At 59.3% G+C, this 25,664-nt stretch carries 25 protein-coding genes; 12 read left to right on the top strand and 13 right to left on the bottom strand.

Annotated elements, in window-relative coordinates; genetic code table 11:
• Positions 1-38: 38 nt before the first annotated feature.
• Positions 39-1,742 carry an ABC transporter family substrate-binding protein gene (locus UM93_RS12245; protein ID WP_045075862.1) on the top strand — a complete coding sequence of 568 codons (1,704 nt, stop codon included), beginning with the start codon at positions 39-41 and terminating at the stop codon, positions 1,740-1,742.
• 118 nt (positions 1,743-1,860) lie between these two features.
• On the opposite strand, the gene UM93_RS12240 is transcribed toward UM93_RS12245, so the two are convergent.
• Complete coding sequence (locus UM93_RS12240) at positions 1,861-2,427, bottom strand: NAD(P)H-dependent oxidoreductase (protein ID WP_045075861.1); 567 nt, start codon at positions 2,425-2,427, stop codon at positions 1,861-1,863.
• Positions 2,428-2,554: 127 nt separating this feature from the next.
• Between UM93_RS12240 and UM93_RS12235 the strand changes: the two genes are divergently transcribed.
• Positions 2,555-3,157, top strand: a complete 603-nt coding sequence (locus UM93_RS12235; protein WP_157874141.1) for a TetR/AcrR family transcriptional regulator — start codon at positions 2,555-2,557, stop codon at positions 3,155-3,157.
• Positions 3,158-3,168: 11 nt separating this feature from the next.
• Here the strand turns inward: UM93_RS12235 and ald are convergent, their stop codons facing one another.
• A complete protein-coding gene (gene ald / locus UM93_RS12230) occupies positions 3,169-4,281 on the bottom strand; it encodes an alanine dehydrogenase (RefSeq protein WP_045075860.1) in 1,113 nt (370 codons plus the stop codon).
• 197 nt (positions 4,282-4,478) lie between these two features.
• On the opposite strand from ald, the gene UM93_RS12225 reads away from it, so the two are divergent.
• Both UM93_RS12225 and UM93_RS12220 read left to right on the top strand, forming a co-directional pair.
• Complete coding sequence (locus UM93_RS12225; protein ID WP_045075859.1) at positions 4,479-5,690, top strand: helix-turn-helix domain-containing protein; 1,212 nt, start codon at positions 4,479-4,481, stop codon at positions 5,688-5,690.
• Between the two features lie 54 nt (positions 5,691-5,744).
• Positions 5,745-6,779, top strand: coding sequence for a Gfo/Idh/MocA family protein (locus tag UM93_RS12220; protein ID WP_045075858.1), 1,035 nt, complete (start codon positions 5,745-5,747; stop codon positions 6,777-6,779).
• Here UM93_RS12220 and UM93_RS12215 read toward each other — a convergent pair.
• Both UM93_RS12215 and UM93_RS12210 read right to left on the bottom strand, forming a co-directional pair.
• A complete protein-coding gene (locus UM93_RS12215; protein ID WP_045077365.1) occupies positions 6,776-8,461 on the bottom strand; it encodes an MDR family MFS transporter in 1,686 nt (561 codons plus the stop codon). The two genes, UM93_RS12220 and UM93_RS12215, sit on opposite strands and share 4 nt — an antisense overlap.
• A 215-nt stretch (positions 8,462-8,676) precedes the next feature.
• Complete coding sequence (locus UM93_RS12210; RefSeq protein ID WP_157874140.1) at positions 8,677-9,393, bottom strand: hypothetical protein; 717 nt, start codon at positions 9,391-9,393, stop codon at positions 8,677-8,679.
• Between the two features lie 111 nt (positions 9,394-9,504).
• Between UM93_RS12210 and UM93_RS12205 the strand changes: the two genes are divergently transcribed.
• Positions 9,505-10,776 (top strand): MFS transporter, encoded by a 1,272-nt coding sequence (locus UM93_RS12205; RefSeq protein ID WP_045075856.1) that lies wholly within the window; start codon positions 9,505-9,507, stop codon positions 10,774-10,776.
• On the opposite strand, the gene UM93_RS12200 is transcribed toward UM93_RS12205, so the two are convergent.
• The 3 genes from UM93_RS12200 to UM93_RS12190 all read right to left on the bottom strand — a co-directional run bounded on the left by UM93_RS12200 (position 10,760) and on the right by UM93_RS12190 (position 13,296).
• Positions 10,760-11,962 carry an FAD-dependent monooxygenase gene (locus UM93_RS12200; RefSeq protein ID WP_045075855.1) on the bottom strand — a complete coding sequence of 401 codons (1,203 nt, stop codon included), beginning with the start codon at positions 11,960-11,962 and terminating at the stop codon, positions 10,760-10,762. The two genes, UM93_RS12205 and UM93_RS12200, sit on opposite strands and share 17 nt — an antisense overlap.
• Positions 11,963-12,062: 100 nt before the next feature.
• Entirely contained in the window at positions 12,063-12,758 is a 696-nt protein-coding gene (locus UM93_RS12195) for a hypothetical protein (protein WP_045075854.1), read from the bottom strand.
• Between the two features lies 1 nt (position 12,759).
• Positions 12,760-13,296 carry an RNA polymerase sigma factor gene (locus UM93_RS12190; protein WP_234399303.1) on the bottom strand — a complete coding sequence of 179 codons (537 nt, stop codon included), beginning with the start codon at positions 13,294-13,296 and terminating at the stop codon, positions 12,760-12,762.
• 308 nt (positions 13,297-13,604) lie between these two features.
• Here UM93_RS12190 and UM93_RS12185 point away from each other — a divergent pair, with 308 nt between their 5' ends.
• A complete protein-coding gene (locus tag UM93_RS12185) occupies positions 13,605-14,054 on the top strand; it encodes a DUF2690 domain-containing protein (protein ID WP_045075853.1) in 450 nt (149 codons plus the stop codon).
• Positions 14,055-14,250: 196 nt separating this feature from the next.
• Here the strand turns inward: UM93_RS12185 and UM93_RS12180 are convergent, their stop codons facing one another.
• Entirely contained in the window at positions 14,251-15,690 is a 1,440-nt protein-coding gene (locus tag UM93_RS12180; protein ID WP_157874139.1) for a S10 family peptidase, read from the bottom strand.
• Between the two features lie 124 nt (positions 15,691-15,814).
• Between UM93_RS12180 and UM93_RS12175 the strand changes: the two genes are divergently transcribed.
• Complete coding sequence (locus UM93_RS12175) at positions 15,815-16,381, top strand: acyl-CoA thioesterase (RefSeq protein WP_045075851.1); 567 nt, start codon at positions 15,815-15,817, stop codon at positions 16,379-16,381.
• Positions 16,382-16,447: 66 nt separating this feature from the next.
• Positions 16,448-17,602, top strand: a complete 1,155-nt coding sequence (locus UM93_RS12170) for a MalY/PatB family protein (protein WP_045075850.1) — start codon at positions 16,448-16,450, stop codon at positions 17,600-17,602.
• 33 nt (positions 17,603-17,635) lie between these two features.
• On the opposite strand, the gene UM93_RS12165 is transcribed toward UM93_RS12170, so the two are convergent.
• Positions 17,636-18,127: an FBP domain-containing protein gene (locus tag UM93_RS12165; RefSeq protein WP_045075849.1), complete on the bottom strand. Its 492-nt coding sequence runs from the start codon at positions 18,125-18,127 to the stop codon at positions 17,636-17,638.
• A gap of 309 nt (positions 18,128-18,436) precedes the next feature.
• Between UM93_RS12165 and UM93_RS12160 the strand changes: the two genes are divergently transcribed.
• Positions 18,437-19,558, top strand: coding sequence for an alcohol dehydrogenase catalytic domain-containing protein (locus UM93_RS12160; RefSeq protein ID WP_045075848.1), 1,122 nt, complete (start codon positions 18,437-18,439; stop codon positions 19,556-19,558).
• A 3-nt stretch (positions 19,559-19,561) separates the two neighbouring features.
• Entirely contained in the window at positions 19,562-20,017 is a 456-nt protein-coding gene (locus UM93_RS12155; RefSeq protein ID WP_052663773.1) for an NUDIX hydrolase, read from the top strand.
• Here the strand turns inward: UM93_RS12155 and UM93_RS12150 are convergent.
• A complete protein-coding gene (locus UM93_RS12150) occupies positions 20,014-20,370 on the bottom strand; it encodes a hypothetical protein (protein WP_045075847.1) in 357 nt (118 codons plus the stop codon). The two genes, UM93_RS12155 and UM93_RS12150, sit on opposite strands and share 4 nt — an antisense overlap.
• A 100-nt stretch (positions 20,371-20,470) precedes the next feature.
• Here UM93_RS12150 and UM93_RS12145 point away from each other — a divergent pair, with 100 nt between their 5' ends.
• Positions 20,471-20,926, top strand: a complete 456-nt coding sequence (locus UM93_RS12145; RefSeq protein ID WP_045075846.1) for an acyl-CoA thioesterase — start codon at positions 20,471-20,473, stop codon at positions 20,924-20,926.
• Here UM93_RS12145 and UM93_RS12140 read toward each other — a convergent pair.
• From UM93_RS12140 to UM93_RS12130, 3 genes are all read right to left on the bottom strand, one after another.
• On the bottom strand, positions 20,912-21,766 hold the full coding sequence (locus UM93_RS12140; RefSeq protein WP_045077360.1) for an SDR family oxidoreductase: 855 nt from the start codon (positions 21,764-21,766) through the stop codon (positions 20,912-20,914). The genes UM93_RS12145 and UM93_RS12140 overlap by 15 nt on opposite strands.
• Before the next feature lie 94 nt (positions 21,767-21,860).
• Positions 21,861-22,370 carry a TetR/AcrR family transcriptional regulator gene (locus UM93_RS12135; protein WP_045075845.1) on the bottom strand — a complete coding sequence of 170 codons (510 nt, stop codon included), beginning with the start codon at positions 22,368-22,370 and terminating at the stop codon, positions 21,861-21,863.
• Positions 22,367-24,418, bottom strand: a complete 2,052-nt coding sequence (locus UM93_RS12130) for an MFS transporter (protein WP_045077358.1) — start codon at positions 24,416-24,418, stop codon at positions 22,367-22,369. Before UM93_RS12130 ends, UM93_RS12135 begins: the two co-directional genes overlap by 4 nt.
• A 199-nt stretch (positions 24,419-24,617) precedes the next feature.
• Between UM93_RS12130 and UM93_RS12125 the strand changes: the two genes are divergently transcribed.
• Positions 24,618-25,664, top strand: a complete 1,047-nt coding sequence (locus UM93_RS12125; RefSeq protein WP_045075844.1) for a glutathione S-transferase family protein — start codon at positions 24,618-24,620, stop codon at positions 25,662-25,664.

The raw sequence follows: 25,664 nt of genomic DNA, 5'->3' as shown, positions 1-25,664 counted from the left end.
GAATTCATTCCTCAAAAGAAAGAAAGGAAGTACTGCAAGTGAAAAGACAAAAATATCTGGCCGCTGGCGCTGCTGCCCTTGGCTTGGCACTGTTCCTGAGTGCCTGCGGCGGAGGCGGTAACAATAACTCCGGCGGCCCGGCTAGCGCGACCTCGGATTCGGACAGCGCAAAACTGGCTGCTGACAATCCGCAGGCAGTTGACAAGCTCGACCAGGGTGGGACCTTCACCTTCGCGGTTGGTGACTTCGGTCCTAACTTCAACTTCAACACCAACTCCGGTTACAGCGACGGCGTTCAGCAGACCATCCAGCCGATCGATAACACCGGTTGCTGGAAGAGTGAACTCGATGGCACCGCGGTGAAGAACACCGACTACTGCACGGACGTCAAGGAAGAGGTGAAGGATGGTAAGCAGACCATCACCTACACCATCAACCCCAAGGCTGTGTGGAACGACGGTACCGCGATTGACGTCAAGACCTTCGAGAATCAGTGGAAGGCCTTGAACGGCTCAAACAAGGAATTCGACGTGCCCTCCACGCAGGGCTACGACCAGATTGAATCGGTGACCGCGGGCAAAGACGACCGTGAAGTTATCGTGAAGACCAAGGCCGTCTACGAACCCTACACGGATCTCTTCGCTGGTTTCATCCACCCGAAGGCTGACGCCGATCCGAAGACGTTCAACAACGGCTTCATTGACGACCTTCGCCCGGACTGGCGGATGGGCCCGTTCAAGGTTGAGTCACTGGACAAGACCTCGAAGACCGCCGTTTACGTCCCGAACGATAAGTGGTGGGGTGCTAAGCCGGTACTGAGCAAGGTTGTGGTTCGCGCGATGGACTCCTCCGCGACCCTGCCTGCCTTCAAGAACGGTGAGATTGACGCTACCGACGCCCGTACCCTGACCCGTTACAAGCAGGTCGAGAATGTCGCCGGTACTGAAATCCGTCGCGGACAGCGCACCTCGGTGTTCGGCTTCATCTTCAACACCACCAAGGCGCCGCTCACCGACGTCAACATTCGCAAGGCAATGTTCAGCGGCACGGACCGTGAGAAGCTCGCCAATGTGATCTTCAATGGTCTGAACTGGAGCGAGAAGGCTCCGGGCAGCTGGATGCTGATGCCGTTCGATCCGAACTACTCGGATAACACCGCCTTCAAGTACGACGTCGAGGGTGCTAAGAAGATCCTGGACGACGCTGGCTGGGTCGCTGGTTCTGATGGCGTGCGTACCAAGGGCGGCCAGAAGCTGAGCACTTCGGTGACCTACTACGGTGATGACGCTACCGTCGCTGCTTTCACCCAGACCTTCCAGGCACAGATGAAGGCGATTGGCGTTGACGTCGCAATTGACGCTCAGCCGGCTTCGGCCTTCGCTGACTACGTTGGCCAGAAGAAGTTCAACATCTCCCGCTCCGGTAACGGTGTGGGTCCGGAGGCTTCCTCCTCGCTTTCGCAGTACTTCGACAGCAAGAACAGCGGCAACGTAACCGGTGCCGGTAGTGCTGAAATCGATGCGATGATCAAGAAGGTTCCGACCATTGTTGACAAGAAGGAGCGCAGCAAGGCAGCTAACGATGTGGAGAAGAAGTTCTCCGAGCTGTACGCCATGCTCCCGGTTTACAACGGCCCGGATATCTATGCGGTGAAGAAGGGCCTGGCTAACTGGGGTCCCTCACTGTTCAAGACTCTTGACTGGACCACCGTTGGCTGGGAAAAGGGTTCGACCCACAAATAACTAGTCGATGAGTTCCTAGGAACTCAGCGACCGCCAGCTCCAGCAGCTGGGTCTATAAATGAAGAGCGTGGCCGAGATTTTCTCGGCCACGCTCTTCATTTATCAGTGCGAGCAATGCTTAGGCGGCGACCTTTTCGTTCACCGCACCGAGCAGGGTCTCCAGCACTTCACTGATCTGGGCAGAAACCTCGGAATCATCCTTGGGATGCTGCTCAGCAAAACGTACTAAGGAGCCAGGTACCGAGAGCTTAGCCTCTTCAACCACGTTCGCGCCGGCAATCTTGAGCGACTTGCGGGCGTCGTCGTGGGCCCAGACTCCGCCGTACTGACCGTAGGCGGTGCCGATCACGGCGGCAGGCTTGGCTTTAACCGCACCTTCGCCGAACGGACGAGACAGCCAGTCAATAGCGTTCTTCAGTACTGCCGGGATGGTGCCATTGTGCTCGGGGGTGAGTAGCAGCAGCGCATCGGCGTCCAGGGCAGCATCTCGCAGGCGCTGCGCAGCGGCCGGTACCGAACCCGGGACGTCAATATCGTCGTTGTAGAACGGAATGTCGGCCAGGCCCTCGAAAATCACCACCTGGCTATTGTTCGGGGCAAGGTGTGCAGCGGCTTCGGCGAGCTGGCGGTTGGTCGAGCCATTCCGCAGGCTGCCCACTAGTGCTAGTACGGTGTTGTCAGTCATGATGAATACCTAAGCTTTCTCTGTCGTTCTTTGGCCCAGACCGTTCGTCGAGCGAACGGTTCCCCTTTGAAACGGACTGTAGTCCGTTTTATATTCCCGAGTCGAGGTTTTATTGCCGGATATTACGTTGCCAGTCATTTCAAACGCTCCGGCGGTCTCCACGGAGCGTGGCGATGCGGCGCGCAATCGACGCAAGCTACTCGATATCGCCGCTCAGATCATCGCCGCTGAAGGTTTTGCGGCGCTGACCATGGACCGGCTGGCCGAGCAGGCGGAAATTGGGAAGGGCACTATTTTTCGGCGCTTCGGTAGTCGCTCGGGGCTGCTCGAGTCTCTGCTGAACCACACCGAGGAGGAGTTCCAACGGGCAATGATTTTTGGCCCACCGCCGCTCGGGCCCGGGGCGGAACCGGCAGTCAGATTACTGGCCTATGGCCGCGCCGTGATCGACCGTTACGATGCAGTTGGCGAATTGCAGCAAGCAGCCCGTGAGGCTTCCGATCGCCGGTTCAGCGTACCGGCAGCTCAATTGCATCGCGCCCATTTGCTGATGCTGCTGAAGGCGGCCGGGGCCGAGGCTCGTGGTGCCGATATTGAGCTGTTGTCCTACACCTTGCTCTCGGCCCTGGACCCGGGGCTGCTCGGCTATCAGCGCCGGGTGCTCGGTATTACCGCAATCCGGCAATACCAGCAGTGGCGCTACCTGATTGAGCGAATTCTGAGCAGTTGAGCAGGAACCGCTTAGACCAAGGTTTTCCAGTCCGCCGCGAGTTCCAGATCATGCGCCACCGCAACCGAGTGGTTGGTGACTTTCCCGCCAGCCACATTCAGGCCCGCGGCCAACGCTGGGTTGCTCTCCAGCGCAGCTTTGGCGCCCAGGTTGGCGAGTGCAACGGCGTAGCGCAGCGTGACGTTGGTGAGGGCGTAAGTCGAGGTATTGGGCACCGCACCGGGCATATTGGCAACGCAGTAAAACAGCGAGTTATGCACTGTGAAGGTGGGGTTTTCATGAGTGGTCGGGTGGCTGTCTTCGAAGCAGCCGCCCTGATCAACTGCAATATCTACCAGCACAGAACCCGGTTTCATTCGGGCCACCAAAGCGTTGGTGACCAATTTCGGCGCTTTGGCGCCCGGGATCAACACTGAGCCAATCACTAGGTCAGCGTCCAGCAGCGACTTCTCAATCTCCAAGGTGTTGGAGGCGATGGTCTTCAAGCGGCCCTGATAAATTGCGTCGAGTTCGCGCAGTCGGTTGATGTTGATGTCGAGAATGCTGACATCAGCACCCAGGCCAAGCGCCATCGCGGCGGCGTTAGTGCCCGCAACGCCGGCCCCGAGCACCACGACCTTGGCCGGCCGGACGCCTGGTACGCCGCCCAGCAGTACACCTTTGCCACCGGCCGGTGCAGTCAGGGACTGTGCACCAACCTGGACGGAAAGTCGGCCTGCGACCTCGGACATCGGTGCCAGCAGCGGCAGTGCGCGACCTTCCTGCACGGTTTCGTAGGCGATGGCGGTAACTCCGGATTTCACCAGTTCGGCGGTCAGCTCCGGTTCGGCAGCAAGGTGCAGGTAGGTGAAGAGCACCAGGCCTTTGCGGAAGCGGTGATACTCGGCGGCAATGGGTTCTTTGACCTTCATCACCATATCGGCGCGCGCCCAGACGTCATCGGCAGAGTCAAGGAGCTGAGCGCCAGCCGAAACGTATTCGGCATCGGTTATTGACGAGCCGATACCTGCCCCGGTCTCGATCAACACGGTGTGACCATGGCTAACGAACTCGTGGACGCCGGAAGCGGTAATCGCCACCCGGAATTCGTTGTTCTTGATTTCTTTGGGGACGCCGATGATCATGGCAAAAGCTCCGTTGATGGATGGGTGAGTTCTGCAACCAGCTTAGAACCGATGTGAGCCAGCAGACAGCACGAATAATGGAACTGAGGCCTCGAAAGGCTGCTATTCCGGGGATTTTGGACTTCATGACTCGACATATGTCGATCTTGGAAGCGTCAATTGTCGCCTGATGTTGTAACTGGTTCTAAGCTTGATATGTGCAATCGGCAGATGTTGAAGGACTGGTGGAACAGATAGCGCTCTCCCTCGGTCGGGGCCTTTCGCTGGAAGACCTGGACGGTATTCTGCTGGCTTACAGCTCAAACCAGCCGCGGGCCGATAAGGTCCGGGTGAACTTCTTGCTCAGCAAGAAGGTGCCTTCGGATGTCAGCGCCTGGCAGCTTTCTCATGGGGTTGCCATTGCGGTGCGCCCGGTGGCTATTCCGGCCAACCAGGCCTTAGGGATGTTCGGCCGGGTGTGCGTACCGTTGCTGGTGCGGGGCTATCGGGTTGGCTATCTCTGGGTACAGCAGGAAGAAGAGGAAGAATCTGCCACCGCTATCCTGGCTCAGCTGCCTTCGGTGCGCGATCAGATTGCCCTGCTAGCCGCCCTGCTCCTGGACTCCAATACGGCGGAATCTGAGTATCGACGAGGACGTGAGCAAGAGTTTTTGGGTGCCTGTGCAGCCGATCCGGCCGCGCTTGGTGCGGTAGCGGGGTGGCAGGAGTTCGCCCAGCGAGGCCGTTGGCAGCTGGTCACCGCGCTCGAGGTGCAAGACGGCCAGGCAACGCCTCTCGACGATCCGATTGCCGCTGCTTTGACGCATCGCTCGGCGGCCCTGCAAGCCACCGTTGGTCTGGACGCGGCACTGTTCAGCGCCGGCGCCAGCAGCCACGCGGTGATAATGTTTCGACACTCGACCGGTCGAGCAGCCCACGCCGCAGTATTAGTGCAGTATCAACTGGAGCTGGCCAAACGGCTAGGCCGGCCGGCCGGCCGGGTACTGCTGGGCATCAGCGAGCCGTTTGGCGCTTTTGCTGAACTCGCGACCGCCTATGAACAGTCGAAGATCGCCGCGCAGGCCGCAGCGGTGGACCCCGCGCTGGGCGAATTGGTGGACTGTCGTGCAGTCGGGGTGTATCAGTTACTCGCCGGGGCGAGCTGGGGCCGACTGGCATCGGTTTACTATCAGCGGCTGCTTGAGCAGGATCGTAATCATGAGTTACTGCCGATGCTCGAACTGCTCTACGACAGTGACAGTTCGGTGCAGTCAGTCGCTGATCGACTGCACCTGCACCGCAGTTCAATCTACAACCGATTGGCCAGGGTTCGTTCAATCCTCGCCGCCGACCCACTGCACGGCACGGTGCGGCTGGAATTACACAGTGCGCTCAAGGCTGAGCGATGGAGTCGCCGTCCACGCTTCTAAGCCGCAGAAGCCGCAGGGCTGGCCTGCCGGCAGAGTGCCGCATAGTCTCGAACCATGACTTTGTCGAAGGATGCCCCGATCAGAACTGCCGTCATCGGTTTTGGCTTGGCGGGGAGCGTTTTTCACGCTCCGGCAATTTTCGCTGACCAAAGCTTTCAGCTCGCCAGTATTGTCACCGCCGATTCGGAGCGGCAAGCGAAGGCAAGACTGAGCTATCCGATGGCAGAAATCGTGCCAGCTGTCGAGGAGTTGAATTTCGCGGAGTTAGATCTAGCGGTTATTGCCACCCCACCAGAGACTCACCTTCCCTTGGCCAAGCTTGCGCTCGCCGCTGGCGTTGCTGTGGTGGTTGATAAACCATTTACTCCCAGCAGCGCTGAGGGTTTGGAACTTATTGCCGCCGCCCAGCGCGCAGGCAAGCCGCTGACCGTCTATCAGAACCGACGCTGGGACGGCGAGTTTCTCACGCTCCGGAAACTGCTGGATCGGAACGCCCTAGGCGAGGTCTACCGGTTTGAGTCCAGGATGGAACGTTGGGCCCCCAGCATTGTCAAGGCCTGGAAAATGCAGGCAAAACCGGGGGCCGGAATTCTCTTCGATCTTGGCACGCATTTGATTGATCAGGCGCTCTTGCTCTTTGGTCCGGTGGATCAGGTTTACGGGGAGCTGAATGCGCGTCGGCCGCAGGAGCCCAGCGATGACGATGTCTTTATTGCCCTGAAACACAGCAACGGCGTCCGTTCCCACCTCTCAATGAACGTTTCTGTGGCGCAGTTCGCGCCCAGGATGCGAGTGCTCGGCAGCGAGGGAGCCTATCTGAAGGAATACGGTGATCTCCAGGAAGCACAAATACTTTCTGGCGTATTGCCCGGAGACCCAGAGTACGGCGTGGATCCAGAATCGCACTGGGGCCTACTTGGGCACAGCGGAGAAACTCGCAGGATTGAGACCGAGCGAGGCAATTTCCCCGAGTTCTACCAGCTGCTAGCTCGCTCGCTTAACACCGGAACGCCGCCACCAGTCGACCCTCTCGACACGGTGGCGGCGTTGCGGATTATTGAAGAAGTCCGAGCTCAGCAAGGGCTTTAGAGTGCGGCGGCTGCCTCTTCCTTAGCTGCAGCGGCTTCCTTCGGGTCGGTAATCTTCTTTTTCGGCAGGAAGAAGGTGATCACGAAGGCGACCGCTACCAGGCCAGCCGCACTCAGCATCACCAGGTCGATGGACTGGGCGAAGCCGTCACGGATCGGCTGGGTGAGCGCCTTATTGGCATCATGCAACCATGAAGTGTCATTCAGGTCGCTACTGCCGCCGCTCTGCGCGTTCTTTAAAAAGTCCAAGAAGCCCTTATTGTTCGGGTCCTGCACAATGGCCGGGTCCTTAAACATTGCGGCATAGCTGGAGTTCTTCATGGCATCGCCGAGCAGCGTCGAGATCTTGTCCTGCGCAGTGGAGAACAGCATCGAGATGAACACCGCGGTGCCCACTGTGCCACCCATTGAGCGGAAGAAGGTGGCTGATGAGGTGGCGACGCCCATATCCCGGGGCGGCACCGCGAACTGCATGGAGAGGGTCAGCGGCTGCATGCAGAAACCGAGGCCTAGGCCGAAGGCAATGGCAATTCCACCGGGAACCAGCAGCGAGGTATCAACTCCGAGCAGCAGGCCCATTGCTAAGGCCGAAGCGGCCAGAATCAGGGTGCCGACAATCGGGAAGATCCGATAGGTGCCGGTCTTCGAGATAACCTGACCACTGGTAATCGAGCCAGCCAGGATACCCACCGTGAAGGTGATCATCAAAAGTCCTGCCTCGGTCGGCGTCAATCCGGCGACTAGCTGTAGATACATCGGCAGCATGGCGATCGCTCCGAACATGCCAATGCCGATAATGAAGTTCAGCAGTGCGGACACACCGAAGGCGGGGATCTTGAAGAAACGTAGCGGGATCAGAGCCGAATCGCCGGCCATTCTCTCGGCCAGGATGAAGGCGATGATACCGACGGCGCCCAGCACGTAGCAAAGGATCGAGCCCAGCGACGTCCAGCCCCATTCGCGGCCCTGTTCAGCAACGATTAGTAAGGGCACCAAGCCCAGGGTGATGGTGGCAGCGCCCCAGTAATCAACGCGTTGTTTGACGTCGTCTTTCTTGGGTAGGTGCAAGAAGATCCAGACCACGATCAGGGCTGCGAGAGCGATAGGCACATTGATCAGGAAGACCCAGCGCCAGCCTTCCAGCCAGAGGATCTGCGAGGAGCCGGCAAAGAAGCCGCCGACCACCGGGCCGAGTACTGACGAAACACCGAAGACCGACATGAAGTAGCCCTGGTATTTTCCACGATCCTTGAGCGGCACAATATCGCCAATAATGGCCAGGCCGAGCGACATCAGGCCACCGGCGCCCAGGCCCTGGATGCCGCGAGCAACGGCGAGCTCGCCCATTGAATGCACGAAACCGGCATAAATTGAGCCAGCCAGGAAGATGCTAATCGCGATCACGTACAGCGGGCGGCGACCGAAAATATCGGAGAGCTTTCCGTAGAGCGGAGTGCTCACCGTGGAGGTGATTAGGTACGCTGTGGTAGCCCAGGCCTGCAAGGAGAGCCCATTGAGGTCGTTAGAAATCGTGTAGATGGAGCTGGAGACGATGGTCTGATCCAGCGCGGCCAGGAACATGCCGAGCAGCAAGCCGACCAACACCGTCATGATCTGACGATGGGTGTAGGGTTGCCCCGCCTCGGGTATCCGCCTATTGATGTTTGTTGTTTTTGATGTCATCGAATGTGACATGTTGCGCTCCGTGTCTGAGCTCAGGGATACCCCCGGTACCCGTAAAATTAGTTGCTTTCGTGAAACAAGTATATGTCGAGAGTTGGGAAATGTCGTTAAAAATCGAGTGATCTTCGCCGCAAGCCGCTATCGAGTGTCGAGATAGGGGGGTCAAAGCCGGGTTTTTAAGCCCCGCATCTCGACACTCGACGGTTGTTGGGGGATTAGAACTGCCAGATCCAGCCGGGGCCGTCGGTATTCTTCTGCGAGAGAATCAGGGAGCCCGAGCTGATCGGGGAGTCCAGCACTAGCAAGCCCCGGATCTTCTGTGACGGTCCGATCCGGGCAGGCAGCCCCAGTTCGTTGTCTAGGCAGGCATGGGCGGGATAGGTGTCAAGGGTGGCGGTGACTTTATTGCCGTCGCTGGACTGAAGATCAAAGTCCTTCGCGCTGACGCCGAAGTAGGGATCTTTCGAAGTTGAAAGCTCCGCAGTTGTCTCGATCCAGAGTTCAACCGCGATGAAGTGCCCATTGCTGGGTTTGACCGGACCGGGAACTTTGCATTGGTAGTCGGCTTTTATTGAGGCCACCGAAAAATTGACCAACCGGATGTTTGAGTTCTCGCTGGCCACCACACCGGCCAGTTCGCCGATTTTCTTTTGCAGCATGCCAGCCGAATTCGGATTGATGGTGCCCGAAGAAGAGGGCAGCTTGAAGTCACTGCGAGGCGTGGCCGGGGAGTTGTCGGTGCCGGAGCGGTCCCGGACGCTCGGGCTGGGGGTGGAGGCAGAACCGAGCGGTGGACTGCCTGGACTAGCTGCGCCGTCTCCCGGGGCGGTATCGCCTGGCACGCAGCCACTGAGCAGGAGTGAGCTAACTAGCAAGCCGAGAATCAATGGCACAAGATAGCTGCGGCGGGAGACACCGTGATGAGCGCGCACAGCTAATTCCTTTCTGCCGTGAATTCGATAGGCTGAATCCACGTTACCGGGCGGCATGCTCGGGCGCCGGACCTTTTGCAGAGTACACAGGAAAAACAGGGGGACAAGCCGATGACGCAGTCGCAGGCTAATCCGGACAATCTCGCTGAGCTGCCAGCGGCGCTCGCAGAGCCCGTGCTTAAGGTTCGTCGGGGCTGGACCGCGGCCGTCATTTTGGTCAATGTCGGGATTAACGCTGCTTTTTTCGGTCCGATTCAGGTGCTACTGGGTACCCAGGCGGCTTCCTTTGACGAACACCAGAAAGAGGCCATCCTGGCGCTGGTGACCGGGGCTGGCGCAATGGTCTCAGTGGTTGCTAATCCGCTTTTCGGCACCTTTTCGGATCGCACCACCTCGCGGTTCGGCCGTCGTGTCCCTTGGGTTTTCATTGGCGCGCTAATCGGAACCATTGCTCTGCTCAGCCTGACCGTGGCCCCCAGCGTGGCGGCGATGACTTTACTTTGGTGCTTGGTGCAACTCGGTTGTAATGGTGCGCTGGCCGCTATCACTGCCGCTATTCCGGACCGGGTACCGGTGGTGCAACGCGGTCTGATCGGCGGCCTGGTGTCGATGGGAACCGTTGTCGGCATTCTGGTCGGGGCTGGAATTGGCGCCATCGCCGGAGCGAACTTCGCACTGGGCTATCTGATTTGTGCGGTGGCTTTGCTGCTGGGTGTGCTGCTCTACGTGCTGCGGGGCCCCGATCATCGCCTGCTCAAGCAAGATCAGCCAGCATTTAGTTGGCGAGGCTTCCTGGCAGGCTTCTGGATCAATCCGGTAAAGTACCCGGACTTTGGCTGGGCTTGGCTGACCAGATTCCTGGTTCAGTTAGGCAGCCATATTTGCACCCTCTACCTCCTGTTTTTCCTCAAGGACGAGGTGCGCTACCCCGACCCGGCCTTCGGCGTGCTGATCCTGACTGGAATTTACGCAGTGCTGACCATTGTGACTGCTGCCATCGGCGGTATCTGGTCCGACCGGGTGAAGCGTCGGAAACCCTTTGTGATTGCTTCCTCAGTCATTATTGCTGCGGCATCGTTGATCCTCGCCCTGGCCCCCACCTGGACCGGGGCGCTCCTAGGCGCAGCGGTTCTTGGTATCGGGTACGGGGCCTACCTCGCGGTGGACCTTGCGCTTTTGACCCAGGTGCTGCCCGCCGCATTGAGCCGGGGGAAGGACCTGGGAGTGATCAATATTGCCAGCTCACTGCCCCAGGTACTCGCCCCGCTCATCGCCTTCCCCTTTGTCGCCTTTCTCGGTGGCTACCTCGCGCTCTACTTGGCGGCCGGGGTGATCGGCCTGCTGGGGGCGGTCTTCGTGGTGAAGATCAAGAGCGTGCAATAAGCCGCTGAGCGGCAGCTAGTAGCGCCGGGTAGTCCTTTAACCGGTATGCCTTGGCCACTTCGGCCACATTCGAAGTGGGGAATTCCGAGGGCTCCTGGACTTCCGAAGGATCTTGGTAGGCGGCCGAGTTTGAGAAGGCCAGTTGCTGGTTCTGCTGCACCCAAGACCGCAGCTCTTGCTGGTAAGCCTGATAAGCGTCCGGGCTACCGTGACTGAGCGCCAGTTCACCGGCCAGCACATAGGCGCCGACTAGGGCGATCGAGGTTCCCTGGCCGGAGAGTGGCGAGGCGCTATAGGCGGCGTCACCGACCAGGGCTACCCGTCCGCGGTGCCAGTTGTCCATTTTTATTTGCGCCATCAGATCGAAGTGAAAATCCTCAGCGGCGTCCATCGCGTCGAGAATCTCCGGAATCCGCCAGGCGTCGCGGGCGAATTCGGCGCGTAGCAGGGCTTTTTGCTGAGCGGCATCTCGGTAGTCGAAGTCCGCGGGTAGCTCACCTCGGTAGCCCAGCATGGCGCGGATCGCCTGATTGTTCCGCGCCGAGTAGAAGATGCACATCGATCCCGCCGAATCCTCGCTCGGACCGACCTGTCGGATAATCTGCCAATGATCGAGTTGCAGAATATTGGGGATTGAGAAGATGCCGATCTGAGTGTCCAGCGAATGAAGAAAATCCTGCTCTGCACCGAAGGCCAGCGCCCGGGTCCGGGAATGCAGGCCGTCGGCACCAATGACCAGGGTGAATTCTCGCTGCAGTCCGCTCTCAAAACTGACGGTCACCCCATCGGCGTGCTCACTGAGTTCTGAGATTGAGTCGCCAAAAATATATTCGACACCGTCGGTGGCCTCAGTGATCAATTGTGCAAGGTCGTCTCGCAGAATTTCAATGTCCGGACTGTCGATCAGGCCTCCGGTGAGAGTCCGTTCTTCGCTCCGCATGATCTCCTCGCCGTCGGCGCCAATCATTGTCATGCCGCGCATATCGGTGCGTTGTGCATAGGCTGCATCGCGCAAGCCCATCAACTCAAGCACCGTCAGTGCGGTGCCCCGTACGTCAATTGCTTGGCCGCCGGGTCGTAGGCCGCCGGGATGGCGTTCCACTACGGTGACCTGAAAGCCGTAGCGACGGAGCCAGAAGGCCAAGGTTGGGCCGGCGACACTGGCGCCGGAGATCAAGATGTTCATGACGGTTCCCTTCGGATCTGTGTACGTCATAAACATATATCAATATGTGTATCATGTAAACAGTTATCTTCATGGATGCATGTCGGATAATGATTCGTGCTCAGTTCTGGGGTGGGTTTCCTACTAGTGGCTCTCGGAGGAAGGCTGGGATGCCGATGTTGGCTAGTTGGGCTTCCATGTCCGCTATTTTGGCGGCGGTGGTATGGCTAGGCTGGGTGTCCCATCCCATGAGGGTGTAGCGGACTTGGAAAGAGTATGTTCCGTTCTCGTAGTGGGCGAGGAAGAGGGCCCCTGCGGTGCCTGCGTAGGCGCCTTGTTTTTCTAATCTTTTGTAGGCGGCTGTGGTGAATTCGAAAGCCATCCAGCCGCCAGCACAGCCAAGGACTTTGAAGTCCCCTGGATAGGTACGCATATTAGCTTGCCAAGGGTCGGTGGGCTCATCGAATCGTTTGATGTTGGTGATGCTGCAGCTCAGCCCAGTTGTTGGATCGGAAGTAGCTGGTGTCATGCTCGGGGTTGTTTGGACTGAGATTGTCGGTGAGGGAAGCGCTGGCTGGGTTTCGTGTTTGGGCAGCCCGGTCACGATACCGATGCCTAATGCGCAGAGCAGAAGAATGCAGGCCGCGGCGACGAGGGTTGTGATGTGCCGTTTGGGCCGGCGAATTGGTGTCGTCGGCTCCTCGACAGAGAGAATTTCGGCTGCGTTGAGGTCTTTTTGAACCGACGGGCGGGACAGCACCCGATCCGTTTCCTGGATGGGGTTTGCTCGCCGAAGCATTTTTTCTATATTGTCCATTTCAGTTCCCTGTCCGGTTCTTTGCGGCTCTTGGTAGAACGCTCGCAAAAGCACGTCGTGCGCGGTGGAGCCGCACTCCTGCAGCGGATTCGCTGCATTTGAGAATCAGGCCAATTTCGGCCAGGCTGAGGTCTTCCCAGTATGCGAGCATGAGGATCTCGCGCTCGGCTTCGCGTAAAAATTGTAATCCGGCTGCGACCAGCTCATTCTCGGCATTGTGGTCTTGTTGTTGAAGTCTTTGGACTTCTTGAAGTCGTAGCTGGAGTTGCTGGGCTCGTTTTCGACCCCGGTATTCGTTCCCGATCACATTGCGAGCAATGCTGAGAAGCCAGCCGATTCCGGGTTCTTCGTGATCATCAATTTTCTGCCACGCGATCCTGAAAACATCCGCGACGAGTTCCTCGGCTGTATCGTCGGAGCTAACCCGACGACGAATATAAGCCAAGACGCGTCCAGAAAACTGTTGGTGCAGGCCCTGGAAACGTATATTTCGCTCCATCTCAGCGTCTGCCCTTTCGTTCACCACATCGCTTCTCATAACTACGAAGTTTCCAGACCCGTATCGTTCTTTACACGCCTGCATAGATATCTTGAGAAGGGGTGTCAATCGGGCAAAAGTGTTCTGATGTGAGGGCTTACTAGTTGCCCGAGAAAACTATATTAATTTCACAATGTCGAATGCGTGTCTTCTCCGACCGTAGAGAACGACGCCTAGGCAAGAATTTTTGGTTTTTTGCTCAGGGATGTAAGGAACAGAGGTGATTCGGCAACTTCGTCAACATACGACGGTGCAACGTACCACCGTCGCGTTGCGAAAAAGTGCGACAGTCTACGAAGGAGAAGACAATGCTAAACAAGACCGAGGTCGGGGTAACTTCACTAAGCGTGGCAGTAGTTTTACTTTGCTTGAGCAGTCAGGTCGCCGGTGCTTCAGCACTGGAGGGAAGTCACCCAGAAGGAAGCAGTTGCGTTCAGGGGACCCAGACGCTCAAAACCTTTGACCTCCCTAGGGGTCAGCAGGGGTCAAAACTTGAGGTGGTTTATTCACCCCGCTGCGGGACTAAGTGGGTAGCGATCGAGAATGTCTCAGGTTATCCGCACGAGTACTCCGCCATCCTGACGAACACAAATAGCACCGGAAGGCATGACTATGCGCTGGCAGTCTCCACCCAAAGCACTGGCATCAGCCAGCAAACGGTCTCAGGCAGCGGCGGTTGTGTAGATGTAACGATGGGCTATCAGAACCTGGCTAAAGGCGACGCGCAAGTGAATTTAGGCCAGCTCCACATTTGCTAACTGACATCCAGAGGTAGCCTCCAGGCGCACGGCACTACAACGATAGCGATCACAGCTGCTACGACTAACACGACAGGAGCGGCGTCCAGCAAGGTGACGAGGGAGAACAAGGTTATCCGCCCGCCAGTTCCGGCATCGCAACGCGCATGAAGGCGTGGGCAGCCTGAGCGCCCTGCCTGGTAATTTAGCCTGGCGGCTAGCCGTGCACGAATTCGGCTAAGGCGCTCAGCTGATCCTCTCGGCACTGCGGGTTCAAATACATCATGTGGCCAGCCTGATGATAGTGGTGGCTGAAGCGCTCGCGTGCCTCAGCGGAAATATTCAGATGTGCCCAGACGTACTCGGCGGCGAAGTGCGGAGTGGCGCCGTCATGATAGCCATAATCGACGTGCACCCGAAGATTATCGTTGTAGTTCAGCAGCCGCTCAAGATCCTCTGCGACTTCGATCGGGCGGCCCTCGAAAGTCTTGTAGCTCCACGGCTGCACGCGGCCAGTCAAGATCTCATAGGGCAGGTCGTTCTGGTACCCCAACTCGGAGCGAATATAGTGATTAACCGCTGCTGCGTAGGGGCCATTAATAGCGTTCAGCGAGGGATCATCCCAGTTAATGGAGGCCTGACCACGCAGGTTCTTCTGAGTGAAACGGCCATCGATCCGGCCCACCGTAAGGCCCTCTTCGCGGAGCAACTCGGCGGAGAACTCCGAGTAGTCCCAGCGCAGATTGCTGCGCCGCACGAAGCCTTCGCTCAGTGTGGTGATGGCGGCAAGCCGCCGCACCACCTCGTCGTACTCGGTATCACTGAGTCGGTTGCCCTGGCTGAGTGCATAACCGAAATCCTTAGCCGCGAATTCTTCCGCCTCGGTCACCACTTCGGCGAGCTCGCGGCCGGGATGGCGGCCATGGAAATGCGCGATCGCGGCATAAGTCGGCACATGCAGGGCATAGGGGGTATCGGAGCCGGGCGCAAAATCTAAGGTGGACATATTCAGCACCGTAGAGATCAAGCCCAAGCCATTGATTGCCATCCCGTAGGCATCGAAAAGCCGGGCAGCGACGGCCACCGCGCGCAGCGTGCCATAGGATTCGCCGACCAGGTACTTCGCTGAAAGCCAACGATTATTGCGGGTGGTCCACAGCCTGATCACCTCGGCGACCAGGTCGCGGTCCTCGACGAAAGCGTGGAATTCGTCGTCCTTGCCACCTTTGACTACCCGAGAGAAACCGGTGCTGACCGGGTCGATCATCACCAGATCGGCGTGTTTCAGGATGCTGTTCTGGTTATCCAGCAGACCATAGGGGGCCGGGGTGAGGGCGCCGACGTCACCCGAGTCCACCAGCCGCGGGCCGAGCAGCCCCATGTGCAACCAGACCGAACTTGAACCTGGACCGCCGTTGAAAGCGAAAACCACTGGACGATTTTCCGCGGATTCAGCGACGTAGGAGGTGACGAAGATTTCCGCCTTGGCTTTGAAGCCCTCGCTCTTGCCGTCTTTACTCTCCTCTTTGCGGAGCACCAGGCGGCCAGCGGTCGAGGTGTAACGAAGCGAGCCGAGTTCGTGCGACCGGGTGACGAAGTCATCGCTGACATCGGGTTCGGCGGATTCCTTGGGATCAGATGATGTGAGCTCAGCCATAGTTTCGAGCATAGGCGGTTAGCTCTGGTTTTGCAGCGGCCGACCGACTGCTGAGATGAGTCTTTATTGATAGCCGGGTGGCGAAGGCTATGCCGAATTCGCTACCCCTCAGTAACATAGCCTCATGCACTTGTTCCTCAGGACCTTGTTTCATCTTTTCCTTGCTGCGCGTCGCTCTGCGCTGAGCCTCTGGGGACATTCCTCGGTGAAGATGCGGGCGTGGCCGACAGATATCGACATTGCCGGGCACATCAATAATGGAATGTACTTCTCGTTGATGGACCTGGGGCGTTTTGATTTGATGATCCGCTCGGGGATGTGGCAGAAGGTGCGGGATCGGGGCTGGACGCCGGTGATGAGCGCGGAGACGATTTCGTTCCGGAAATCGCTCAAACTGTGGCAGCGCTACACCATGGAGTCGCGGGTCATCGGCTTTGATGAGCGGGCCATGTACTTTGAACAGTGCATGGTGGTAGACGGTGAGATTTACGCCCGGGCCTTTATGGCGATGCGATTAGTAGGGCGTGGCAGGCCGGTAACCAATCAGGAACTTTTCGAGGTGATCGGTGAACCTCCGGCGGATCTGGTGTTGCCCGAATGGATCCACGGCTGGCGCTCCGAGGTGGCCTTGCCGGGTGCCCGTAAGCCAGCGCCCTTTGGCTGGACCAGCAAGCTGCCGACGGCTAAATAGCTTACAGCTAGTTCAACTGCCAGCTGTTGGCCAGAGCCGTATGATCCAGCGCCGTATGATGGCGTCGTGAGCTTTGATTTTTCTTCACCAACAGCGGCATCGTTACGGGCCCGGGGCGGTATCAAATGGAATGCCTATCCACCCGAGGTGCAGCCCATGTGGGTGGCGGAGATGGACTTCCCCACCGCCGAGGTGATCACCGAAACACTGCGCGAAGCGATCGGCCGAGAGATGTTCGGCTATGTAAACACTAGCCAACCGGAACTCGCCGCAGCGCTCGCCGAGTTCTGCCGGCAACGCTACGACTGGGCCTTCGATCCAGCCGCGGTGCGGGTATTACCAGAAGTGATCCGCGGCGTTGAGCTGGCGATTGATGCTTTCAGTGCTCCGGGCAGCGCTGTGGTTCTCCCGGTGCCAGCGTATATGCCCTTCTCAGAACTCATCGGGGTGATGGGTCGGCGGATCATCGAGGTTCCGATGCTGCGCCAGGGCGAGCGTTGGCAGCTTGACCTGGAAGCGCTTGAAGAGGCTTTCCGCCAAGGCGCTGGCTCATTGATCCTGACGAATCCGCACAACCCCCTGGGCAAGACTTTTGACGCGGCCGAGCTGACCGAGATCGCCAAGATTGTCGACCGGCACCAAGGCCGGGTGGTCTCCGACGAAATCCACGCCCCGCTGGTCTATCAAGGTCGGCACATCCCCTATGCCTCGCTGAGCGAGACCGCAGCGGCTCATTCGGTGACTCTGATGTCCACCTCGAAAGCCTGGAACTTGCCCGGCCTGTGTTGCGCCCAGGCCATTGTGCACACTGAGGCGGACCGGGTCCGCTGGGACGCCATTCCGGAGGTCAGGAAGCACCTGGTGTCTCCCTTGGGCGTGGTCGCCTCGGAGACTGCCTACCGTGCTGGTAGCCCTTGGCTGAACGCCTTAGTTCAGCAACTGGCGGCCAACCGGGACTACCTCTTCAACGCCTTGCAAGAGGTCGCTGGCCTGCGGGCTTTCGCTCCGCAGGCCACCTACCTGGCCTGGCTGGATTTTCGTGAGCACCGGCTGGCTCAGCTCGCTGAGAGTCCAGCTTCGTACCTGCTTCGCGAAGCGAAGCTCGCCACTGTAGACGGCAGAGCTTGCGGCGAGATTGGTGCGAATCATGTCCGGCTCAATTTCGGCACCACGAGCGAATTACTGCATCAAGCAGTGGATTCCCTCAAGGCGGTGCTCTGAGTGGGTCCTGAGCGGTCTTAGAGGGCGGCGGCGCTAACCGCGGACCCGGCTAATGAATAGCTCGGTGCGTTCCCGCAGACCATCGATCTGGCGTTGCCGGATGCTGGGCCAGTCCAGGTGCTCGGCTTTGCTGGGAACCTCAAAGCGGACGTTGCGCGAGCAGTGGAAGTCGGCGCAAATCAGCGTGCCCACGGTATTGCCGTTGCGCCCGGCCGGTCCGGTGCGACGGGCGACGTAAAGATAAACCACCACCTCACAGCGCACATCTCGGCAGAGGTCGCAGAGCACTTTGCGAAGTTTCCCGCTGCCACCCTCGGGGGCGCGCAGGAACAGGCCAACCGGGCCGTCCTGGCCGGGATAAATCAGATAACCGCGCTGCGGCATTTTGGGATCCCGCCAGCCCAGATAGTCCAGGTTCTCCCAGTCGGTGGTCTCAAACCCCGCCGGGAAGTTGATTGCCTTGACTTCGCTGCGCGAGGCATTGATGAAGCTGCGGCGAATTTGGTCTTGAGTAAGATTTTGCATGTCGAATCCTTCGTCTGTGAAAGCCACACCGACCGGCTGCTATGCAGCACAAGATGGCCGGTTTAAGTGAGGGGGCTCAAAGGCGTCGACGGCGCACTGAACAACCGAAAGCTCAGTGGCTCCTCGACGCGGAGCTCGCAGCGAAGCAGGCCTGGAAGGCCAGCACCCCGCTCCCTATGGCTGCATTTCGCACGCACATACTCCTGGATCGACGTGTTCCTGACAACCGGCGGTCAGGCGCGGTTGAGAAGAACTGGCTATTAGCCAGAGTAGCATTCTTGGCAATACAAGATCCAAGGAGGAACTGTGATGAGAGCAGCCGTGCTGCGTCAATCCGGGCTGACCGCTCCCTACGCGCAGTCGCAGCCGCTTTCCCTTGAGGAACTCAAGCTGGCCGCGCCGCGCGCTGGAGAGCTAGTCGTCAGGATTGAACGGGCCAGCCTATGCCACTCCGATCTCTCGGTGGTGAATGGGTCCCGGCTCAGGCCACTGCCAATGGCTTTGGGGCATGAGGCGGCCGGTGTAGTCACCGCCCTTGGCGAAGGCGTGAATGACCTGGAAGTCGGCCAGCGCGTGGTCACAGTTTTCGTGCCCAGTTGTGGTTCTTGCCGGGCGTGCGCGGCGGGCAGGCCGGCGCTGTGCCATCGCGGTGCGGAAAGCAACGGTAGCGGTGATCTGTTGCACGGCCCAGCCATCTTGGAAACCGAACACGGTGAGGAAGTTAAACATCACCTAGGGGTATCGGCCTTCGCCGAATACGCGGTGCTCGCCAGGGAGTCAGTGGTGCCGGTGGCCGAGGACGTTCCAGCCGAGGTGGCGGCGCTATTCGGCTGTGCGGCCCTCACCGGGATGGGAGCCGTGCTCAACACCGGTGAGTTCAGTGCCGGGCAGTCGATTGCTGTCTTCGGCCTGGGTGCTGTCGGGCTGGCGGCAGTGATGGCGGCCGCCATCGTTCCGGAAACCACAGTGATTGCGGTAGACCCGCTGCCAGCTAAACGCGAACTGGCCGTACGTTGCGGAGCGGATTATGCGGTGGCGCCCGAGGAAGCGGCCGAGCTGGTCAACCAGCACTGCGGCGACGGCGTGGACCTGGTAATCGAGGCGGTGGGCAGTGCTCGTGTGATCGAAGCTGGACTGGCCCTACTGACCCGAGGTGGCGCTGTTGTCTCGGTCGGGCTGCCAAATCCCGAGCAGCAACTCACCGTTCAGGCCTTGCAGTTTGCCGGCGCGGGTAAACGTCTGCTTGGTTCCTATTTGGGTGATGCGGTGCCGGAAAGGGATCTACCCAGGTATCTGCAGCTGTGGCGCCAAGGCGAATTGCCCATCGAGCTCTTGCACACCGATACCAGGCCGCTCAGCGAGATCAATCAGGGCCTGGACGCGCTTGCCTCGGGCGCTGTGGTTCGCCGACTCTTCGTGCCGGGGGAATAGCGGGTGTCGGCGCAACCTCGACAGATCCGTAATATTGCACTGGGCTTCATGCTGCGCGGGGATCGGGTTCTGGTCTCGTTCGGTGAAGATCGGCTCCGAGGCAGCAGGTTTTGCCGGGCGGTCGGCGGTGGAATTGAGTTCGGCGAAAGCGCTGAGCAGGCGCTGCGCCGCGAGTTTCGCGAGGAGCTGGCAGTCGAGTTGGAGGCAGTGCGGGCCATCGGGGTGCTGGAGAACTTATTCGAATATGAAGGGCGACAGGGGCATGAGATCGTGCACCTTTTTATGATCGAATCCGTCCAGCTCAGCGAGACTGAGCTGGACCAGCCACTGCGAATTCGCGATACCGGTGAGGCTGCTGGTTGGCTGCCGATCAGCGAGTTCGACGAGGCGAGCTTGCCACTATATCCGCAGGAATGCCAGCAAATTCTGCTGGCGGAATGGCGTCGAGCTTCGTCTTAGCGAGCGGGATTTTCCGGGCCGTCGTGCTGACTACTTCCATCCTGCGCAGCTCCGGGCCGTCCGGGCACTTCGGTTTTCTGGTCAGCGCTCTCGGAGCCGAAGGCTTGTGTGTAGAGCGCATCGAGCTTGCGGCCCGCTTTCCAGACCCCGTAGCAAAGGCAGCCCACGCCAGCGAGGGCAGCGAGTGCGCCGAGTAGGGCCAAGAAACGCCAACCGTCGGCGGCACCGGAGTAGCTTGAGGTATTCGCGCTCATGCTGCCTAGCACACCAATGACGAAAGCGGCCGGGCCGAGAGCGAGTAGCACGATCCCGTAAATGAGCGGCCCTGCAGTGGTTCCGATGCGCTTTTTCATGCACCGAGCATAGCCTGAGCCGATTGCTTAGGGCAGCCCAGAGGCAGCCGCCGAAAACGTGATGCGGCGCTGCAGCACCGATTCGGCATAGGCTGGGCAGATGAGCCTTAGTCTGCAGATCCCAATGCGTTGGGGTGATATGGATGCCTACGGGCATATCAATAATGTGGAGATCGTGCGCATCTTAGAAGAGGCTCGAGTGCACGCTTTCGGACCACCAGCCGGCACCGGGCTGCCCGGTGTGGAGGTCGAGCTGCCGATTTTTGCTGATTTACCCAGCGGCATCCAAGCGCTTGTGGTCGAGCATCGGATTAAATATCTTTCACCATTGCATTACCGGAACTTACCTGCCCGGGTTGATATTTGGGTCAGTGCGGTGAAAGGCGCAAGCTTCACAGTCGCCTATGCCATCTACGATGCGGTGAGTGGTACCAAATGCGTGATCGCCGAAACCACGCTGGCCTATTTCGACGAGGCAGCGCAGCGGTTGATCAGGCTACTGCCGGAGAAGAAGGAACTATTGCAGGGACTGCTGGAGGAATCAAACTTTCCCTGATTCAATGCTCAAGAGTTCACCTAGGGATAATGGCTCTCGACCGGTCAGCTCGCGGACAGCGGGGCTAAGCGCGGCCATTTCACCGGCCGCTATTGCGGTATAGGTGCTCACCCAAGCATCGAGCTCCCAATCGGGGGCGTTGAAAACGGCCCGGGAAGCATAAGCCTCGGCGACGGTTTCGTGCTGAAAGCTGGTCGCCCTGCCGGTCAGCCTGGTGATCTCCGCGGCAACCTCGGGCAAACTCAGAGCCTCCGGGCCGGTCAGATCGTAACTGGTATTGAGATGCTTAGCAGGATCCAGCAAGATCGCCGCGGCACTCCGGGAGACATCTGCCCGAGCCACCGCCGCCACTCGGCCGTCGGCCGCCGGGCCACGGATCACGCCGTGCTGATCGGCGAAGTGAGGCAATAGATCGAGGTAGAAGTTGTCTCTCAAGAAGGTGTGATCGAAGCCCTTGGCAATGATTCGCTGTTCGGTCGCCCAATGGTCACGAGCGAGGGTGAAAGTCGACGTTGGCGAGGCTCCGATGAATGAGGTGTAGACAATGTGTTGCACCCCCGCCGCGGCGGCCGCATCCAGGAAGCTGAAGTGTTGGGCTAGTCGGTCTGGAGCTTCGGCGGCCGAGACCATGAACAGCACTTCGACCCCGCTCAGCGCGCTGCGGGCAGCCGGGACGTCGTGGAAGCCCTGGAATTCTCTTCGCGAAGCCAGCTTCAGCCCCTCGAGATTTCTGCCCGGCCTGAGCAGCAGGCGAGCGGGCAGTCCGGCCTGATCGAGCAGCTTGGCTACTAAGCCGCCAATCTGGCCACTTGCTCCGGTGACGGCGATCTCACTGGGCATGCTGACTCCAGTCTTTCGGGGTTCTTTGAGTTGCTTCGCTGATTCCTTGAGTCTAGCTTCGCCCGGCGAGGATCGGTCGAGCTTTAGCCAGACTTTAGCTGTCAATAATTTGCTGCAAAATGGCGCCGTAGCGCTGGATTAATTCCTCTGCCGGCACCTCCGCAAACAGCCCGATGCTGCGCATTCCACTGCCAAAGCCGATCAAAAGCGCCATGACTAGTTCGGCTTTCTGCTGCTGTGGCCCCAATCGCTCGCTCAGCCAGCCCAGGTATTTATTGCGGGTTTCTTCCCGAGCAAGCTCTCGATCGGGGGAATCATGCACCCTGATCGGTGCCATCGCCCAGGGCTCCGGTTGACCGGTTTCCCGGCGTTCCACTAGACGACGGGCCAGCTGGAAACCGAGGGGTTCTGTGCTCAGTTCCTCGTCGCTGGGTGCGAGCGGGGTGGCAGCTGCGTAGAGTTCCGCTTTGCTGCCCATTGCCTTCATCACCATCGCCGGGGAGTAACCCGCCTTGCTGGCGATGTCTTTAATGGTCACCGCGGTATAGCCCTGTTCGGCGAAGAGCTGCCGGGCGGCCGCGATAATCGCCTCCCGGCTGGTCATGAGCGCACCAACTCGGCGGCGGGCAGCTCGTCGAAGTTCAGCACCGAAGCCTGAGAACTGAGGAACACCTGTTGAGCTGAGGCCTCAGTGGCACCCTCTGCCAGTCCACTGAGAATGTACCGCCCGGTTTGCGGCAACGGCATCTGGTAGCCGCCCTGCTGATCGCTACGTACCGAGCAGACGAACTCTCCAGTGGGTTTGGTCAGCGTGAGCAAGGCTCGGGCGGCTGGTTGCCCGGCAGAGCGGACCGTGCCGCTGAGCGCTAAGCGCTCTTTCAGCAAGATCTTGCGGTCCCGTTCCCCGGCGGCAAAATCAGCTACTGCGGACGACGGTGCCCAGCCGTCAGCGCTGGAGATCACCAAATAGTGGCCCGCGCCGGGCAGCACCAGGGTGTATCTGCCTTCATTGTCCGCGCGAGACCAGTCTGCGGGCTCACCATCCAAGTCGAGTGCGGTGACTACGGCATTGCGGACTGCCTTACCAACTGAACTGAGCACAGTGCCACGCACCACGATTTCGTCGTCGGCGAGCTGTAACTCCGGTTCCGCGGCAAGCTTCGGCAGCGCGGCGGTGCTGGGGCGTTTGTCCTGCTGTTCGGCGCCGGGAACTAGCTTGATCGCCCCGGTGGCGGTGCTCACCGACTGAGCAGCTGGGATGAACACGGCGACTCCTATCGCCGCGAGTGCGGCCACTGCCGCTACCCAGAACACCGTGGTGAAGGCGCTCAGCGTCGGCAAGGTTAGCTCACCGTGTTGAGCCACCAGACCGGTGAGAATGGCGGCAATGGCAGCGCTCGCGGTCGAGGTGCCGACCGCTCGAAGCAGCGAATTGAGGCCATTGGCGGAAGCGGTTTCGGTAATCGGTACCGCGCGCATAATCAGGGTCGGCATTGCCGCGTAAGCGATCGCGGTGCCTACGCTGACCGCAGTGGCCCCCAGAATGACCATCCAGACCTGACCGGTAAGAAAAACCCGCGCGACATAAGAGAGCGCTAGCACTGCGGCCCCGACAATCAGGGTGGTCTTGGCGCCGAATCGTTTCGTTAATCCTGCTGAAATAGGTGCGAAGGCAACCATCGCCAAACCTGACGGCACCATGCACAGGCCGGCCACGGTCACCGCTAGCCCGAAGCCAAAGCCGCTGATCTCGGGGAGCTGTAACTGTTGAGTGGTGGCCAGCATATTGGCGTACATCGAGAACCCAACCAGCAGCGAGGCGAGGTTGGTCAGCAGCACCGGGCGGCGCGAGGAGGTGCGCAAATCGACCATGGGTTGGCTGACCCTCAATTCATAGGGCACCCAGGCGGCTAGGAAAACCACTGCGGTAATAAAGAGTAGGATCACCGGTTCGCTGCTCCAACCCCAGTGCCCACCCTTGGAGATGGCGAGAAGCAGTGCGGTCAAGGCAATTGAGAGCAGCACTGCACCGAGGTAGTCGAAGCGGCCATGAGTACGCAGTTCGGATTCCGGTACCACGCTCAGTACGGCGATGATCATCAGCACGCCGACCGCAGTGCTGAGCCAGAAAATCGCCTCCCAGCCGAGACCCTGATAAATCAGGCCGGAAAGCGGCAAGCCCAGCGCGCTGCCGATGCCCAGCGTCGCACTCATCAGAGCGACGGCCGAGGCCACTCGTTCCTTCGGTAACTCGTCGCGCAGGATCGAGATTCCGACCGGAATGAGCGAGGCAGCTAGACCCTGAAAGGCGCGCCCCACCACGAGCCAGCCGAAGGATTCGCCGACGGCGCAGATCACCGAGCCAATCACCATGGTGACCATGGCGACGATCATCATCCGTCGTTTGCCGTACATATCAGCCATTTTGGAAACGATGGGGGTCGCCACCGCAGCGGTTAGCAGAGTGGCGGTAACCAGCCAGGAGACATCATCCGGGGTGGTGTGCAGAATCTTGGGAAAGTCGGGGAGCAGTGGCACCATCAGGGTCTGTTGTAGGGAGACGACTGTCCCGGAGAGGCAGAGGATGGTGACAATCAGCCAGGTAGGTCGACGGGCGGTGATGGTTTTAGTGCTTTGCAAATGCGCTGGCACGACTGTCCTCAGTTCGGGGGGTGAATGAGCGTTCACCATCCAGTCAATCACCGTTCGTTTGCCTTTAGCAACCAATTTTTGTGTTGCATGGCTCACAGCGCGAACAAGTTGCAATGCCCGCTGGTGGTCATTTGATGGCTCAGCTGAGCGGTATTTAGTTCCGCTGCTGAGCAGTCCCGGGGCGGCGTAGGCTGGTGCTATGGCTGATACCGAGCAGAACGTTGAGCACCGCGAACAATTCAGTACCGCCGGGGCCTATGTGCACTCCGGCGAGGAATACACCAGAGACACCAATTACATTGAGGACCGGATCACTCGTGATGGGCAGCCCGGCAAGAACGGTGAGCCGGGCTGGCCGGTGGAGGCAGGCCGTTATCGACTCGTGGTGGCACGCGCCTGCCCCTGGGCGCATCGTTCCACCATTGTGCGTCGCCTGCTCGGCCTGGAAGATGTCATCTCCCTGGGAATTTGCGGGCCGACCCACGATGTGCGGAGCTGGACCTTCGACCTCGACGAGGGGGCTAAAGACCCGGTGCTGGGTATTGAGAGACTGCAGCAGGCCTATTTCAGCAGGTTCCCCAACTATCCCCGTGGCATTACGGTCCCGGCAATCGTCGATGTTCCCAGCGGATCGGTGGTAACCAATAATTTCCCGCAGATCACCTTGGATTTCAGCACCGAATGGCAAGAGTTCCACCGTCCCGGTGCGCCCAAGCTGTATCCCGAAGAGCTCCGGGAGGAAATTGATTCGGTCAATAAGAGGGTGTTCACCGAGGTCAATAATGGCGTCTACCGCTGCGGCTTTGCGGGTTCCCAGCAGGCCTATGATGATGCTTATCATCGGCTGTTCAACGCGCTGGATTGGCTCAGCGAGCGGTTGGAAACGCAGCGTTACCTAGTTGGCGACACGATTACCGAGGCTGACGTCAGGCTGTTCACCACCCTGGTGCGCTTTGATGCCGTCTACCACGGCCACTTCAAGTGCAACCGCAGCAAACTTACCGAGATGCCGGTGCTTTGGGCTTACGCTCGTGACTTATTTCAGACCCCCGGGTTCGGCGATACGGTCAATTTCGAACAGATCAAACAGCATTACTACATCGTGCACACCGATCTGAACCCGACGCAGATTGTGCCGCTCGGACCGGATGAGAGCGGTTGGCTGAGCGAGCATGGGCGGCACGAGCTGGGAGGGCGTCCCTTCGGTGAAGGCACGCCGCCTTCCCGGCCAGCGAGTGAAGGCTGA

The sequence above is a fragment of the Psychromicrobium lacuslunae genome (genome assembly GCF_000950575.1).
Taxonomy (GTDB): Bacteria; Actinomycetota; Actinomycetes; order Actinomycetales; family Micrococcaceae; genus Renibacterium; species Renibacterium lacuslunae.
Note: the sequence above shows the minus strand (reverse complement) of the source record. Positions and strands in the feature narration are given on the sequence as shown.

Bases quoted from the DNA above. Each gene is read 5' to 3' on its own strand.
- UM93_RS12240 (WP_045075861.1), bottom strand. From the start codon at position 2,427: ATGACTGACAACACCGTACTAGCACTAGTGGGCAGCCTGCGGAATGGC.
- ald (WP_045075860.1), bottom strand. From the start codon at position 4,281: ATGATCATCGGCGTCCCCAAAGAAATCAAGAACAACGAATTCCGGGTG.
- UM93_RS12220 (WP_045075858.1), top strand. From the start codon at position 5,745: ATGACTTTGTCGAAGGATGCCCCGATCAGAACTGCCGTCATCGGTTTT.
- UM93_RS12215 (WP_045077365.1), bottom strand. From the start codon at position 8,461: ATGACATCAAAAACAACAAACATCAATAGGCGGATACCCGAGGCGGGG.
- UM93_RS12205 (WP_045075856.1), top strand. From the start codon at position 9,505: ATGACGCAGTCGCAGGCTAATCCGGACAATCTCGCTGAGCTGCCAGCG.
- UM93_RS12200 (WP_045075855.1), bottom strand. From the start codon at position 11,962: ATGAACATCTTGATCTCCGGCGCCAGTGTCGCCGGCCCAACCTTGGCC.
- UM93_RS12195 (WP_045075854.1), bottom strand. From the start codon at position 12,758: ATGGACAATATAGAAAAAATGCTTCGGCGAGCAAACCCCATCCAGGAA.
- UM93_RS12190 (WP_234399303.1), bottom strand. From the start codon at position 13,296: ATGAGAAGCGATGTGGTGAACGAAAGGGCAGACGCTGAGATGGAGCGA.
- UM93_RS12185 (WP_045075853.1), top strand. From the start codon at position 13,605: ATGCTAAACAAGACCGAGGTCGGGGTAACTTCACTAAGCGTGGCAGTA.
- UM93_RS12180 (WP_157874139.1), bottom strand. From the start codon at position 15,690: ATGGCTGAGCTCACATCATCTGATCCCAAGGAATCCGCCGAACCCGAT.
- UM93_RS12175 (WP_045075851.1), top strand. From the start codon at position 15,815: ATGCACTTGTTCCTCAGGACCTTGTTTCATCTTTTCCTTGCTGCGCGT.
- UM93_RS12165 (WP_045075849.1), bottom strand. From the start codon at position 18,127: ATGCAAAATCTTACTCAAGACCAAATTCGCCGCAGCTTCATCAATGCC.
- UM93_RS12160 (WP_045075848.1), top strand. From the start codon at position 18,437: ATGAGAGCAGCCGTGCTGCGTCAATCCGGGCTGACCGCTCCCTACGCG.
- UM93_RS12150 (WP_045075847.1), bottom strand. From the start codon at position 20,370: ATGAAAAAGCGCATCGGAACCACTGCAGGGCCGCTCATTTACGGGATC.
- UM93_RS12145 (WP_045075846.1), top strand. From the start codon at position 20,471: ATGAGCCTTAGTCTGCAGATCCCAATGCGTTGGGGTGATATGGATGCC.
- UM93_RS12140 (WP_045077360.1), bottom strand. From the start codon at position 21,766: ATGCCCAGTGAGATCGCCGTCACCGGAGCAAGTGGCCAGATTGGCGGC.
- UM93_RS12135 (WP_045075845.1), bottom strand. From the start codon at position 22,370: ATGACCAGCCGGGAGGCGATTATCGCGGCCGCCCGGCAGCTCTTCGCC.
- UM93_RS12125 (WP_045075844.1), top strand. From the start codon at position 24,618: ATGGCTGATACCGAGCAGAACGTTGAGCACCGCGAACAATTCAGTACC.